Genomic DNA, 15,027 nt, shown 5'->3' with positions numbered 1-15,027 from the left:
CAAAAAAAGGTGATCTATGGAAGTGTTTATCGATCTCAAAACGTGTGAGGATCGAAGTTATTCAATATACATCGATCCAATTCAATCTATTCGACTCTCTTCTAAAACGGCTATAGTGACGAATCCAAAAGTTGCCGGACTACATCTGAAATATCTTTTAAATAAAATCGAAGCTCCAGAGCTTTATATCATTACGCTTCCTGACGGTGAAGATTATAAAAATCAAGAAACGCTCGATTTTTTACTCGATAGACTTTTTGATCATAAACTTGATAGAAAATCTGTGCTTATCGCTTTTGGCGGTGGTGTCATTGGAGATATGACCGGATTTGCTGCTTCCGTTTTTCAAAGGGGGATCGACTTTATACAGATTCCTACGACACTGCTTTCTCAGGTGGATGCCAGTGTAGGAGGAAAAACTGGTATCAACAATCGATTTGGCAAAAATCTCATAGGTGCTTTTCATCAGCCAAAAGCGGTCTATATCGACACTCATTTTTTACAGACACTGCCTCAAAGAGAGTTTTCTGCAGGTGTGGCCGAGATTGTTAAAATGGCAGTTGTTTTCGATAAAGACTTTTTTGAATGGCTTATGAAAAACGATCTTAAAGAAGAAGATAATCTCAAATACGCTATAAAACGATCCGTTGAACTCAAAGCCGCTATCGTTGCCAAAGATGAACGCGAAGGCGGTGTCAGAGCAAGTCTCAACTACGGTCACACTTTTGCCCATGTGATCGAAAATGAAACGGGATATAAGCGATTTTTGCATGGGGAAGCGGTAGCGATAGGGATGGTTATGGCAAATGAACTTGCCGTGAAAACTGGGCTACTGAGCCGAGAGGATGCGGAAAAAATAAAAAATCTACTGCAACGATACAATTTGCCTGTCTGTTACGAAGTAGAAGATCCAGAGGATTTTTATGAACACTTTTTCTTGGATAAAAAAACGCAAAACGATACGATCAAATTCGTTTTGCCAAAAGATATCGGAGATTTTGTGATCACGGATACAATCAAAAAAGATCAGATCATCGATGTTTTAAGAGAGTTTGAGAGATGCTGAAACTTTTATTGGTTGTCTTTTTGTCTCTTTTGTCGTTATATGCCGAACAAAATGCTTCAATTCAAGAGCAACAAGAGCAGCAAGAGATCCAAAAGCGGTTCCATCTTCAAGAGTTGCAAGCGGATCTCAATCACCTCAAAGAAAAAATCGAGCAAAATATCTGGCTCAAAAAGTATGAGAACTATAAAACCTATTACAAAATCAGTAAAGAGTTGAAAGATCTCGACAAGCAGATATGGAAAGCGAAAAGGAGGCGGCAAAAAAAGCGATTGCAAGATCTTTTGGCAAAAAAAGAGACACTGAAAAATCAACTTGAACTGTTGAAGGAGTATCAGGAATCTCCTTTTATGGAAATTGTCAAACCACCTACGCTTCCCAAACCGCCAACCATTAAAAATCCTTTCGATATTATCACTGCACTTTCTTATATCAAACAGCTCAATAGTTCAAAAGAGTATTACTTGCAAAAATTGCAAGACATGCAAACGGCGTTGGATCTATTGAATAAAAAGTACCATGTTTTGAGCGAAATGGCTAAATTAGATCCAGATGCTGTACCGCAGGATGAACTGAAGGCTATGAAAAAAGAGATCAAAGATTTCCAAGAATCTTTGAAAGTGGCAAAAGAGACGCTGCGTGTCTATAAACGGAAAATTGAAGAAAATGTTTTGAAAACGACAGACGAGATCAAGATCCAAGGAGAAAAGGCTTTCCGTATAGGCGCCATCATTCTGGGTATTTTACTATTTAGTCTCTTTTTGAAATGGATTATCCATAGATACATCCAAGATAATCAGCGGGCCTATATGGCAAACAAATTTATAAACTTTCTACTTGCGTTACTTATCATTATGATTCTTCTTTTTTCCTACATAGAAAATGTGGGTTATCTAGTCACTATTTTAGGGTTTGCATCGGCGGGTATCGCCATTGCGATGAAAGATATGTTCATGAGTCTCCTGGGATGGATGGTGATCGTTTTTGGCGGTTCTATCCATGTGGGAGATAGAATCAAAGTGAAAAGAAACGGTTTGGAGTATGTGGGCGATGTCGTAGATATTTCTTTGCTGCGAATTACGATACTCGAAGATGTTACTTTGACAAGCTACTTGCACAATATTCGTTCGGGTCGTATCATTTTTGTTCCCAATAATTATATATTTACCGATTTGATAGCCAACTATACCCATTCTGGTCTCAAAACGGTCTGGGACAATATCAACTTCAATATCACATTTGATTCCAATCATAAAAAAGCTGCACATATTGCGAAAGAGACAGCACGGAAATATGCCAAAGGTTACACTGATATTGCCAGAAAGCAGCTCAATAAACTACGCTCAACCTACCATCTCAAAAATACAAACGTGGATGTGAGAGTCTATACATTTGCTGAAGACTATGGGATTCGTATAAGTTTGTGGTATCAGACAAACTCATACGCTACTTTGACGTTGCGAAGTACCATTAGCGCAGAAGTGATCGAGAAATATCTACAAGAGGAAGATATCAAGATAACATATCCGGCCCAAAAAATCTTCTTGACAAAAGAGGATTTTAATGATAAAAGTTTGCCAAAAGAGAGTGAGGCTGGAGTGTGAAAGTTTTCTTTAAAACATTTGGATGTCGGACCAATCTATTCGATACTCAGGTAATGATGAGTAAACTGAAAGATTTTACCATTACTCAAAATGAAGAGGATGCGGATATTGTCGTCGTGAACTCCTGTACCGTAACCAATGGAGCAGACAGTAGCGTACGCAACTATATCAACAGAATCCAAAAAGGAAACAAAAAGATCTATTTGACAGGATGTGGAGCGTTTACAAAAGGTGAAGAGCTCTTTGAAAAGAAAAAAGTCATTGGTGTTTTTGGACATTCCGAAAAAGAGCGAATTAACGATCTACTAAAAAAAGAGCAGTTTTTTCAGCTGGGAGATCTGGAATCTGTCGATAAAACGATCGTAAGCGAGTTTATCGGAAAAAGCAGGGCCTTTATCAAAATTCAAGAGGGGTGTGATTTCAGATGTAGCTACTGTATCATTCCCTATGTACGAGGCAATGCCAGAAGCATGGATGAATCGCTTATTTTAGAGCAGATTCAAAAACTGGCATCGAATGGCTTTGGTGAGTTTATACTCACGGGGACCAATGTTGGTAGCTACGGCAAAGATAAAGATACTTCTTTGGCGAAACTTCTCAAAAAAATAGCCATGATACGAGGAGTGCGACGTATTCGCTTAGGCTCCATTGAGCCGATTCAGATAACGGATGAATTTAAAGAGATTTTGGATGAGCCTTGGATGGCAAAGCATCTGCATATAGCTTTACAGCACACATCAGATACAATGCTGGAAATCATGAATCGTCGAAACAGAGTCAAAGAGGATTTGCAACTGTTTGAAGAGATCGCATCACACGGTTATGCCATAGGAACAGATTTTATTGTGGGACACCCTGGAGAGAGTGAGGCGATTTTTGAAGAGGCGTATGAAAATCTAAAACTGTTTCCATTGACCCACATACACCTTTTTACATACTCAAAAAGGGATGGAACACCATCTGCTTCGATGAAACCCCACGTTTTAGGCAATGTGGCAAAAGAGCGATACAAAAAAATACAAGAGCTTGTCAAACAAAAAAACTTCGATTTTAGAAAAAAACAGAGCGATCTGTATGTGCTTGTCGAAGGAGAAAAAAGAGGGCACTATTTTGGATATGATCAGTTTTACAACCCTGTTTTCATCGAGAGTGCATTGGATTTGAAAGGAAACTGGGTTAATATTCACAAATATGAAATACAAGAAGAGGCCAATTTTGCAAAATTCTAAAACAAAAAAGATCATTGTAATAGCGTTATCATCTTTAGTGCTCATTATGTTGAGCACACTCTTTTTTATGAAATATTTTCCGCAAAGAGATATCGACTACTCTACCTATCAGACGCTTCTTGAAAACGGCATGATCGATTCAGCGAAGATAGGAAACGAATATGTCTATATAAAGAGTGGCGGTATCGAGTACAAAATCCCAAAAGAGTTTATCGATACGAAAGAGCTGTATAAAAAAGTACCGGTCAAGATGCAGGAAAATTATCAAAACTTTTATGATTTTCTGGCAATCATGATTTTGGCTTTTTTTGTAGGATACCTTGTGTACTATCTTAAGCGCCAAAGAAAAGAGCCTATACCGATTAAGCATCAGATACAGATAGCTCCGGCGGAAACGCCTGAGATGAAGATGGATATCAAGCCGCAAGTGAGTGCTTATACCTTTGATGATGTGGCGGGCATCGATGAAGTGAAAGAGGAGCTTGAAGAGATAATAGACTTTTTGAAAGATCCGAAAAAATATACAAGCTTTGGGGTTCGCATGCCAAAAGGCGTGCTGCTCGTTGGCCCACCAGGAGTCGGAAAGACATTGATCGCAAAAGCGGTAGCGGGTGAAGCCGGGGTACCGTTTTTTTATCAAAGTGGAAGTGCGTTCGTGCAGATCTATGTAGGTATGGGAGCGAAAAGGGTTCGCGAACTTTTCAAAAAAGCAAAAGAGATGGCCCCAAGCATCGTTTTTATCGACGAGATCGATGCAGTTGGCAAAGCCAGAGGAGGCATGCGAAATGACGAGCGCGAAGCGACACTCAACCAGCTTCTTACCGAGATGGATGGTTTTGAAGCTTCCAGTGGGGTCATCGTTATAGGGGCGACGAACAAGATCGAAGTTTTGGATGAAGCGCTTCTTCGACCTGGTCGTTTTGATCGAAGAATCTATGTGGCTTTGCCAAATAAAGAGGATAGAATGAAGATACTCAAAATCTATCTTCGAAAGATTCCACACAACGTAGATCTGGAACGACTTGCAGATATGAGCGTCGGATTTAGCGGTGCCGCTCTTGCCAGTCTTGTGAATGAAGCGGCACTTCATGCTTTGAAATTGGGGAAAAAAATCGTGGAGTTGAGCGATTTTGAAGCTGTCAAGGACAAAGTACTGTATGGCAAGAAAAAACTGCTTGTTTTTGATGAAAAGGAGAAAGAGATCCAAAGTGTCTATCAAGCGGCAAAAGCTTTGTGCGCTTACTGGTATGGCGTCGATTTTGACAAATTGACACTTGTCGGCGGATACCTCAAAGATATAGATAGAGAGATCGTTTCCAAACAGGATTTCATGTCAAAAATAAAAGCGCTTCTTGCCGGTTACGTGGCTTTGCAACTCAAATACAATGAAACCTTCTCCAATGCTGCAGAAGATTTGAAACGGGTAAAAGTGCTTGCTGAAGAGATGGTGATGCGATACGGTATGGGAGATAGGCTTTTTGCTGATGTAAATGATGCAATAAAAATAGTGGAGGAAGCGAAAGTCGAACTCAAAGAGTATCTGAGCAGCCATTTTGCACTGGTGGAAAAGATAGCAACCTATCTTCAAGAGCATGAGTCTGTGACGAAAGAGGATGTCAAGAGGGTCGTGGATGCAGTTTTTTAGCGGTTTTGGCTTTCACAATGAAAAAATCCTTTTTCTCGATATTTTGAATCGAAGTGATTTTACGATAGCAGGTTTCAGCTATGGAGCGCAAAAAGCGTTTCAAGAAGCAGTGAAACAGGTGCAAGAGGGCAAAAGAGTCGATACGTTACAACTCATATCGCCTGCATATTTCGATGAAGAGTCAAAAGAGTTCAAGCATAAACAGATTTTGTCTTTTGTGAAAAACCAAGATGCCTATTTACATTTTTTTTATAAAAAAGCTGCCTATCCATCCAAAAAAGATTATTCAAAATTTTTTACGCAACCATCTTTAGGAGATCTTAAAGCACTTCTTTTTTTTACCTGGGATGACAAAGCACTGGAGTTCCTGGTTCAAAGTGGAGTTCATATCGAAGTCTTTATCGGTGCTTTGGATAAAATTGTCAATCCACAAAAAAGTAAACACTTTTTCCAACAATATGGTCAAGTATATTACATTAAAGATGTAGGACATCTATTAAGGGGGAGTAATGGATAAAATCAAAATAGGCGTTGTAACAGCTAGTGACAGGGCGAGTGCAGGAATTTATGAAGATATCAGCGGCAAAGCGATCATGGATACGATGAAAGAGTATCTTTTGAACGATTTCGAGATAGTCTATCGCTGTATTCCGGATGAACAGAGTGAGATTGAAAAGGCTTTGATAGAGCTTTGTGACGAGGAAGGATGCGCACTGGTCGTGACGACTGGCGGGACAGGCCCGGCACCAAGAGATGTGACCCCAGAGGCTACAGAAGCGGTTTGCCAGAAGATGATGCCAGGTTTTGGAGAGTTGATGCGCTCTGTAAGTCTCAAATATGTCCCTACGGCAATTCTCTCGCGCCAAACTGCGGGAATACGGGGGAAAAGCCTCATTATCAATCTGCCTGGAAAGCCAAAAAGCATCCGAGAATGTCTTGATGCGGTTTTCCCGGCAGTTCCCTACTGTATCGACCTCATAGGAGGACCATATATCGAGACAAACGAGGATGTAATACAAGCCTTTAGGCCAAAGGCGAAATAATGAGCGATATTACGCAAAAATACAAAAAGTGTATGGATGAACTGTTGAAAGATTTAGAAAATGAGTTTATGCAAATCATCGCAAATCCCAAGTTGGATAAGAAACAAAAAAACCTGAAAACAAAGCCACTTGTGACGAAAAAGCAGATTTTGATCAATACTCTTGAAGCGTTGGAATTAGTGGATAGGAGCAGCCATGAAGAGTAAACATATACGACTTATACCCATGTATCTACTCGCTCTTTTTTTAGTGGCATCCATTCTGTTTATTTTTGTTGCTCCAGTTTACATGGTAAACAAGGTACAAAGTGATGCAAAGAAGCCAAAAGAGCAAAGAGAGCTGATCTATAGAAAATAGTCTATTTCTTTTGGCACTCTTTGCAGATGCCATACAGGTTCATCTGATGTGTTAGGAGCTTGAAGTTGTGTTCCTCTGCTATTTTTTCTTGGAGCTTTTCGAGATTCTCATCGTAAAATTCCAAGATTTTGCCACATTCTAGACAGATCATATGGTCATGATGCTCGCCGCGGTTCAACTCATACTTTTTCCCCTCATGGCCAAAGGAGACGCTACTGACCATATCCTCTTTTTCTAGCAATGAGAGGGTTCTGTAGACGGTTGCCAAACCGATATTTGGGTTCTCTTTTTTTACTTTGTTGTATATCTCTTCCGGAGTGAGATGCTCTTTGGCATGAAAAAGGACTTTTAGAACTTGCTCTCTTTGCGAAGAGTGTTTCAATCCTCTTTTTTTGACGATCTCTTTGAGCTCTTGGAGATATTTTTCTAGATTTTTTTTCATCTTAGCACTCATATAAAGGATCTGCTTCCAATTTTTCCAGAGGTATTGCTGAGCCGTCGCTGCATTGACCATATGTTCCGTTTTTGATTTTTCGCAAGGCTCTTAGAATCTGTTTTTTTTCTTCATTGAGTTTTTGCAGGAGCGCTTTGTCGGTATCATTGATCGTTTCAAGCTGGGCGAGATCTTCTATATCGTCGACATTTTCAAATGTTCCTATCTCTTCCAGTTCATTTAGCAATGCATCGATATCTTTTTGGACTTGAACCAATCTTTCTTGCAGTATTTTTTTGAAATGTTCCAATTGTTCCTGGGTCATGTAAGCTCCTTAAATAGTTGGAAATTATTATACATTATTTTTATGCTCTACAACAAATAGACAAGATCTAAAAAATTATCAACAAAAATTGCCACCAATACCAATGAATGCGTATCAAGTTAATGTTTATTTTACAAATGTATTATATAAATTGTAGTATATAATCCACTAAAAATATTTAATTATGAGGGTTTAGTATGAAAATAGTGGCTTTAGGAGCAAGTGCAGGAGGATATGAAGCACTACAAGAGTTTATAAAAAATTTAGATGAGGAATATAGTAAAGATATTGCTTTTGTTATAACACAACATCTCGATCCAACCCATCCAACCCTTCTAAAAGATTTGCTTTCAAGGTATACCACTTTACCGATTAAGATGATTTATGATCATCAAAAGATTGGACCCGGAACTATTTATATCTGTCCACCAAACAATAATTTAACAGTCAACGAACAACAAGAGTTTATTCTGACACCTCCAGGAGAAAAGGGATTTCCAAAGCCTTCTATCAATCTTTTTCTCAAATCGCTTGCAAAACATTTTGATGGGGATATCGTTGCGATTATTCTTTCTGGGACCGGGAGTGATGGAGCAGAGGGAATTGTAGCTGTTAAAAATGCTGGAGGTATTACCATCGCACAAGATCCCAAAGAGGCAAAATACTCCTCCATGCCGCAAGCCGCAATTCAAACTGGATGTGTTGATTTAGTGCTTCCAGTCAAAGATATTGCCAAAAATCTACTAAAAATCTTAAATATTCCCCATACCGTTGAAAAGGGAACGGAAAAAAGCAGTCTTGAAACCATTTTTGATATGTTACAAGAAAAATTCAATGTCGATTTTACAGACTATAAGATTGGAACGATTCATCGAAGAATTGAAAGAAGAATGGCTGTAAATAATGTCAATTCACTCCAAGAGTATATTGAGATTTTACGTAACAATCCACAGGAACTTAAACTATTATTTAAAGATTTGATCATTATTGTAACCTCTTTTTTTCGGGATAAAGAGTTTTGGGGAATACTTGAAAAGCATATTGTTAATCAGATGAGTGAAAGTCAAGATGAAGATTATAGAGTCTGGGTTCCTGGATGTGCTACGGGAGAAGAAGCTTATTCAATTGCAATGCTTTTGGATAAGATTTGCCACCAAATGAAGATTCATAAAAAAATAACAATCTTTGCGACAGATATTAGTGAAGAGGCTATAAGAAAAGCACGAATCGGAATATTCTCTAAAGATGAAGTGGAAAATATTGATGATTTTTATCTTGAAAACTATTTTAGAAAAATTGATAACGATAAATATGAGATAATCAAAGAGATTCGGGAAAAAATAATTTTTTCTGTTCACGATCTCATAAAAGATTCTCCATTTTTAAATCTCGATCTAATCAGTTGTAGAAATCTTTTAATTTATTTTAATCCAATATTGCAAAATAGAATTATCAATATTTTTCATCACTCTTTAAAAGATAATGGAATCTTATTTTTAGGTAAGAGCGAAGCAATTTCGAGCTTGAATGAGAAGTTCATCGTTTTAGATGCAAAAGCTAGAATCTTTAAAAAAGATCCCACATACAAACAAACCGATTTAAGTGCATTGACTTACTATCCAAAAAGATATAAAAATAAAATTGCTTTATTGGCTTCAGATCATAGTGAACAAAAACTGGAAAGTGCTCTTACGAAAGAAGAAACTCTTTTAAAAAGTGTAGTCCAAGCGTTAATGAAAAATATTTTTAAAAATATTGTCATTATCAATCGAAATAACAATATTGTTTACGTTGGAGGTAATGCAAGTAAGTATTTACAATTTCCTAAGGGCAATTTTAGTAACGATATTTTGACACTTATTAACAATGAATTGAAATTTGATGTGAGATATTTGATTTCGAAAGTAAGAACAGAGGCAATTTCAATTAATAAAAGAATTCGTTATACAGAAGATGAAAACAAAACAAAAGTACAATATATTAACATCATGGCGATACCTTTCAGTAATCAACACTGCAGAGATTGCATTGCTTTAATCTTTATAGAAAGTTCCGATGAAGTTGCGATTGATAAAGATATCAAAATAGACAACAAAGATTTACAGCAATATATCAATGATCTTGAAACGGAATTGATGCTTACAAAAGAACAACTTCAAACAACGATTGAAGAGCTTGAAACTTCCAACGAGGAACTCCAATCAGCCAATGAGGAGTTGCAATCAGCCAATGAGGAACTGCAATCAACAAATGATGAGCTTGAAACTTCCAATGAAGAGCTACAATCAACCAATGAAGAGTTACGGACAGTCAACGAAGAGTTAGAAATTAAAACACAAAAGTTAAGGGAAAAAACAAACGATTTGGAAAATATTTTTAGGATTTTAGATTTTGGAGCCGTTATTGTCGATAATGAGCTTCGTATCAAAAACTTTACCCAAAAAGCAAACTATATTTTTAATCTATCCTATGAGAATCTTCATGAATTGATTACTACAGTTGGTACGAAAGTTGATATAAGCAACATTCGACCAATTTTGGAGCGTGTTATTAAAACAAAAAAAGAGTATAGTTTTGAAGTCAAAGACAAACATAAAATTTTCCAGATCAAAATTGTTCCTTATATCGATAAAAATTCTATCCATAAAGAGTGCAAAGGTGCTATTATCGCAATCTATGATGTAACTGAGTATCGAAAAAAAGAAGAGATGCTCCAAAATTATCAAAAGAAATTATTGTTAGAGCAAGAAAAACTCAAAACGATTATCGATGAATCGCAAAATATTATTTTACTTGCTAATAGATCCCATATCTTTTTAGCAAATAAGAAATTTTTTACCTTTTTAGGTATTAGGAATTTAGAGCAACTTAAAGAGAAAATGGTTTATGAGTTTTTTGAAGAAGATTCTCCACTTTTTCAAAAAGTCAAAAAAGAAAAATGGATGGAGTATCTCAAAAAACATCCAGAAGAAGCGCATGAGGTCTATTTGAAAGACAAAAATGGCAATAAAAGAATATTTTTGATCAAAGTCAGTCAAACATCAATCGATAAAAAGCGTATTGTAACACTTACAGATGTGACAGAGATGAAACGAAAGGATCTTTTACTTATCCAGCAATCCAAATTAGCGGCCATGGGAGAGATGATAGCAAATATTGCCCATCAATGGAGACAACCTCTCAATCTTTTGAGTCTACTTATTACCAATTTACAGGTATCATTTCAAAATAATCATTTAACAGAAGATAAATTTGAAGAGTTTTATGAAAAAAGCAATGAAATCATTCAAAATATGTCAAAAACGATTGATGATTTTAGAAACTTTTTTTCTACCCATAAGGTAAAGGTGAAATTCAGACTCAAAGAACTTATTGAAGATACAAAAAAGATTGTTTTACCGGCTTTAGAGCAAAACCATATTACCCTAAAAGAAGATATCAAAGACATAGAACTCTTTGGCTATAAAAATGAATTGATGCAGGTGTTAATCAATGTGATTAATAACGCAAAAGATGCTATAAAAGAGCGAAAAATTCAATATGGACAGATTATACTTTCCAACAAAATTGAAAGAAAATATGTCTATTTTTATGTCCAAGACAATGGTGGAGGTATTGAGCCAGAAATTTTGGACAAAGTGTTTGAACCATACTTTACAACAAAATTTAAATCACATGGAACAGGGCTGGGGCTGTATATGTCCAAGATGATTATGGAAGCAATGGGTGGCGATATTATATTGGAAAATGAGGGTGATGGCGTGAAAGTAACTCTTAAAATTCCAAAGGAAACACAATGAAATTTGATCAAAAAGAGATAGCTAAATTAAAAGAATTGAGTGTTTTATATGTAGAAGACGAGAAAGAGATAACTAAATTTATGACAAGTATATTTTCTAACTATTTTAAAAAGGTTTGGATTGCACAAAATGGAGAGGAAGGGTATAAAAAATATAAACGCTTTAAACCAGATATTATCATCAGCGATATTATAATGCCAAAGATGGATGGTTTGCAGATGAGTGCAAAGATACGAGAAAAAGATTTAGAGCAAATAATTGTATTTTTTACTGCCTATAGCGATACGGCGTATCTGCTTGAGTCGATTAAACTGGGAATTAATGGATATATTTTAAAGCCATTTTCTTTGGAGCAGTTTTTAACGACTATTTTAAATGTTACAAGAGTCCTGTTTTATAAAAGAGAAAAGGAATATTATCAAAAGAGATTGGAGTTTATGACAAAGTATGATCCTTTGACAAATCTTTATCAACGCAACCTCTTTATCGAATTTTTAGAAAAATTATTAAAACGAAGTGATCGAACAAAAGAGCTAATGGCAATTCTTTTTTTGGATGTAGATAATTTTAAAGATATAAATGACACTTTTGGTCATGATATGGGTGATTGTGTTTTAAAAACAATTGCAAATCGACTAACAAGCATAAGCAGACAAGAAGATATTGTTTCTCGAATCTCTGGGGATGAGTTTGCGATGATTTTATGGGGACTCAAAAGCAAAGAAGCAATCTATTCACTTTTGGATAGATTGCAAAAAGAGATGCGTAAGCCTATAGATTGTAATGGAAAAATGATCAATATTAGTATGAGTATAGGAGCTACATTTTATCCACAAGATAGAGCAATTGGAGCCAATGAGCTTTTAAAGCAGGCTGATCTTGCAATGTATTACATCAAAAAGAAAAAAAAAGGAGAGTTTTTTATTTTTGATCCATATGATAGCAATTTTGCCGGATCAATGAGAGAGTGTGATCAAAGAGTTGTTGAAATTGAAAGAGCTTTTATTAATCATGAGTTTGTTTTATATTATCAACCAAAAATATGTTTAAAAAATAGACAGCTGAAAGGATATGAAGTTTTAATTCGATGGAATCATCCAAAAAAAGGAATCTTAATACCATCACACTTTTTACCTTATATAGAAAACAATGAATCACTTATGAAACAGTTAAGCCACTATGTTCTTGAACAAGTTGCAAAAGATATTACAGACTTTATGTTACATGATACAAGCAGTGATTTTAGTGTGAATATAACAGTATATGATATAGAAAGTGAAATCTTTTTAGATTTTTTTCAAGATATTTTAAAAAGATATAATATATCTGCTTCAAGATTTGTTTTTGAGATTGTAGAAACTTCTGCACTAAAAGATCTTCTTCGAGCAAAAAAAATGTTTGAAGAATTAAAAGATCTAGGAAGCAAGATTGCAATTGATGATTTTGGAACAGGGTATGCCTCTTTAACCTATATGCAAAATTTTGATGTTGATTTTGTGAAAATTGATACTAGTTTTGTTGTCAATATGTTGGAGGATAAAAAAAGTTATGAGATTATAAAAGCCTCTATTGCACTAGCCAAGATTTTTGGTTATAAAATTATTGCAGAGGGTGTAGAAAACGAAGCGATTATGCAAGAGCTTGAAAAACTTGGATGCGATTATGTTCAAGGATTTTATATTGCACCGCCAATGCCAAAAGAGGAGATTTTAGAAAAATTAAAAAATAATCAACTGCTTTTTAATGGAAAAAGGGAGTGAAAATGTATCTTTTTACATGCGAATCGGTAAGTCCCGGACATCCAGACAAATGTGCCGATATTATAGCTGATTCCATTGTCGATGCTCTGTTGGAAATCGATCCCAATGCAAGGGTGGCTACTGAAGTTTTTGTAGCTGGGAACCATGTTGTAATTGGGGGAGAAGTGAAGCTTGATAAGGAGTTGCAAAAGGAGTTCTTCGTTGAAAAAGCGATGGAGGCTTTGGAATATATCGGCTATCCAGAAGCCGGATTTAGCAAGGAAGAGACTCTCTATCCAAAAGACTTGAATTACCATATTTTTGTCAATCGACAATCTCCTGATATCAGCCAGGGTGTTGACAAGCCCGAAGAGCTTGGTGCCGGGGATCAAGGGATCATGATAGGATATGCCACCAGTGAAAGAGGGGATTTCATGCCTTATGCCACTATGATGGCAAGGGAATTGAGAGATATTTTATACCATAATGCAAAACTCAATCCTGACAAATATGGCGTTGATATCAAAACGGAAGTAGTTTTAGATTATGGTAACAAGGCCAATTTCGAAGCGAACAGACCCCAAAGAGTGGATAAGATCATCGTCGCCCAGTCGCATGTAAGAGATTTTGATCAAAAGAGTTTGCAAAACCAGATTCGAGAACTTATTGAGCAAAAATGCAGTTTCAACGTTTTTATCGATGAAAAGACGGAGTTTATTATCAATGGAACAGGGAAATTTGTCATCCATGGTCCCATTGCGGATTCAGGTCTTACTGGAAGAAAGATTGTAGTTGACAATTATGGCCCTTATGTGCCGATCGGTGGAGGGGCCCAAAGCAGTAAAGACTACACCAAAGTGGACAGAAGTGCTCATTATGCCGCCAGGTGGATCGCGAAACATATTGTAGCCTCTGGATTGTCAAAAAAAGTGCAGGTTGCCCTTTCATATGTGATCGGTAGAGCCAAACCGCTTCAGGTGACAGTGGATACATTTGGTACCGGAAGACTCGATGACGAAAAGCTTTCAGCTCTTATTGCGGATCGCTATGAGCTGAGTCCGTACTGGATTATGCAGAAGTTTTCGCTCCATAAACCGCAAGGATTTTCCTACAAAGAAACTGCCGCCAAAGGGCAGGTAGGATATGAAAACTATCCCTGGGAACAGCTAGATGAGATAGAGTGGTTCCAATCACTCTAGATCCTCTTTTTTGCAAAGTATGGCACCTTTGTCTTGCAGCATCTGCAAGGTCTGGGTGCTTTCAAATACCTCTTTGATCCCATCTTCCAAAATGATGGTAAAAAATCCGAGATGCAATGCTCCCAAAGCGCTGTTTTTGACGCAAAAATCCGTTGCAACACCACAGATGAATGTTCGCTTAACACCTCTTTCTCGTAACAGATCGTGTAAGATCGTTCCTTGAAAGCCAGAGTAGGCATCAAACTCTTTTGATGTGCCTTTTGAGATGATAAAGTAGTTCTCTTGAGGTAGCCGTAAACCTTCTGCAAAATCCGCTCCTTCGCTCTCTTGAACACAGTGGGGTGGCCAGATACCACCATGCTCTTGAAATGAGAGATGATCTTTTGGATGTCAGTCTCGTGTAAAAAAGATGGGTCTTTGCGCTTTTTGGAAAAGCTCTATATAGGCATTGATGACAGGTATGATCGTATCGGCATCTTCTACGGGAAGCGCACCTCCTGGCATGAAGTCTTTTTGCATATCCACTACGATCAAGGCGTCCTTTTGGGTGATTTTCAAACGCATTACAGCTCCTTGAGTTATAATTGAAT

The 15,027-nt window shown here is 36.9% G+C and carries 13 protein-coding genes and 1 pseudogene; 11 read left to right on the top strand and 3 right to left on the bottom strand.

The annotated features are described in order from the left end of the window. The first annotated feature begins 16 nt into the window (after positions 1-16). Genes aroB through NIS_RS10270 form a run of 8 tightly spaced genes read left to right on the top strand, consistent with a single transcriptional unit; the run spans position 17 to position 6,941 of the window. Positions 17-1,066 carry a 3-dehydroquinate synthase gene (gene aroB, locus NIS_RS05820; protein ID WP_012082455.1) on the top strand — a complete coding sequence of 350 codons (1,050 nt, stop codon included), beginning with the start codon at positions 17-19 and terminating at the stop codon, positions 1,064-1,066. Beyond that, positions 1,060-2,667, top strand: coding sequence for a mechanosensitive ion channel domain-containing protein (locus NIS_RS05815; RefSeq protein WP_012082454.1), 1,608 nt, complete (start codon positions 1,060-1,062; stop codon positions 2,665-2,667). Before aroB ends, NIS_RS05815 begins: the two co-directional genes overlap by 7 nt. Further along, on the top strand, positions 2,664-3,896 hold the full coding sequence (gene mtaB / locus NIS_RS05810; protein WP_012082453.1) for a tRNA (N(6)-L-threonylcarbamoyladenosine(37)-C(2))-methylthiotransferase MtaB: 1,233 nt from the start codon (positions 2,664-2,666) through the stop codon (positions 3,894-3,896). Before NIS_RS05815 ends, mtaB begins: the two co-directional genes overlap by 4 nt. Beyond that, positions 3,883-5,541, top strand: coding sequence for an ATP-dependent metallopeptidase FtsH/Yme1/Tma family protein (locus NIS_RS05805; RefSeq protein ID WP_012082452.1), 1,659 nt, complete (start codon positions 3,883-3,885; stop codon positions 5,539-5,541). Before mtaB ends, NIS_RS05805 begins: the two co-directional genes overlap by 14 nt. Further along, entirely contained in the window at positions 5,528-6,058 is a 531-nt protein-coding gene (gene bioV / locus NIS_RS05800) for a pimelyl-ACP methyl ester esterase BioV (protein ID WP_012082451.1), read from the top strand. The genes NIS_RS05805 and bioV overlap by 14 nt, the downstream gene beginning before the upstream one ends. After that, positions 6,051-6,584 (top strand): molybdopterin adenylyltransferase, encoded by a 534-nt coding sequence (gene mog, locus NIS_RS05795; RefSeq protein ID WP_041354032.1) that lies wholly within the window; start codon positions 6,051-6,053, stop codon positions 6,582-6,584. Before bioV ends, mog begins: the two co-directional genes overlap by 8 nt. Continuing rightward, positions 6,584-6,790: a hypothetical protein gene (locus tag NIS_RS05790; RefSeq protein WP_041354031.1), complete on the top strand. Its 207-nt coding sequence runs from the start codon at positions 6,584-6,586 to the stop codon at positions 6,788-6,790. Before mog ends, NIS_RS05790 begins: the two co-directional genes overlap by 1 nt. Then, a complete protein-coding gene (locus tag NIS_RS10270) occupies positions 6,780-6,941 on the top strand; it encodes a hypothetical protein (protein WP_158297273.1) in 162 nt (53 codons plus the stop codon). Before NIS_RS05790 ends, NIS_RS10270 begins: the two co-directional genes overlap by 11 nt. 1 nt (position 6,942) lies before the next feature. Here NIS_RS10270 and NIS_RS05785 read toward each other — a convergent pair whose 3' ends face one another. Continuing rightward, positions 6,943-7,383, bottom strand: a complete 441-nt coding sequence (locus tag NIS_RS05785) for a Fur family transcriptional regulator (protein ID WP_012082450.1) — start codon at positions 7,381-7,383, stop codon at positions 6,943-6,945. A gap of 1 nt (position 7,384) precedes the next feature. Beyond that, on the bottom strand, positions 7,385-7,699 hold the full coding sequence (locus tag NIS_RS05780) for a TraR/DksA family transcriptional regulator (protein WP_012082449.1): 315 nt from the start codon (positions 7,697-7,699) through the stop codon (positions 7,385-7,387). Between the two features lie 197 nt (positions 7,700-7,896). Here NIS_RS05780 and NIS_RS05775 point away from each other — a divergent pair, with 197 nt between their 5' ends. Genes NIS_RS05775 through metK form a run of 3 tightly spaced genes read left to right on the top strand, consistent with a single transcriptional unit; the run spans position 7,897 to position 14,437 of the window. Continuing rightward, positions 7,897-11,499: a CheR family methyltransferase gene (locus tag NIS_RS05775; protein WP_012082448.1), complete on the top strand. Its 3,603-nt coding sequence runs from the start codon at positions 7,897-7,899 to the stop codon at positions 11,497-11,499. Next, positions 11,496-13,259 carry an EAL domain-containing protein gene (locus NIS_RS05770; protein ID WP_012082447.1) on the top strand — a complete coding sequence of 588 codons (1,764 nt, stop codon included), beginning with the start codon at positions 11,496-11,498 and terminating at the stop codon, positions 13,257-13,259. The genes NIS_RS05775 and NIS_RS05770 overlap by 4 nt, the downstream gene beginning before the upstream one ends. A 2-nt stretch (positions 13,260-13,261) precedes the next feature. Next, the gene (metK, locus tag NIS_RS05765; RefSeq protein WP_012082446.1) at positions 13,262-14,437 is read left to right on the top strand and encodes a methionine adenosyltransferase; all 1,176 of its coding nucleotides are present in this window, start codon (positions 13,262-13,264) and stop codon (positions 14,435-14,437) included. Here metK and NIS_RS10325 read toward each other — a convergent pair. Beyond that, a pseudogene (locus tag NIS_RS10325) lies at positions 14,429-15,001 on the bottom strand (isochorismatase family protein). The gene metK and the pseudogene NIS_RS10325 sit on opposite strands and share 9 nt — an antisense overlap. Between the last annotated feature and the right edge of the window lie 26 nt (positions 15,002-15,027).

Origin of the sequence: Nitratiruptor sp. SB155-2 (assembly GCF_000010325.1) — a bacterium.
Classification (GTDB): Bacteria; Campylobacterota; Campylobacteria; order Campylobacterales; family Nitratiruptoraceae; genus Nitratiruptor.
Note: the sequence above shows the minus strand (reverse complement) of the source record. Positions and strands in the feature narration are given on the sequence as shown.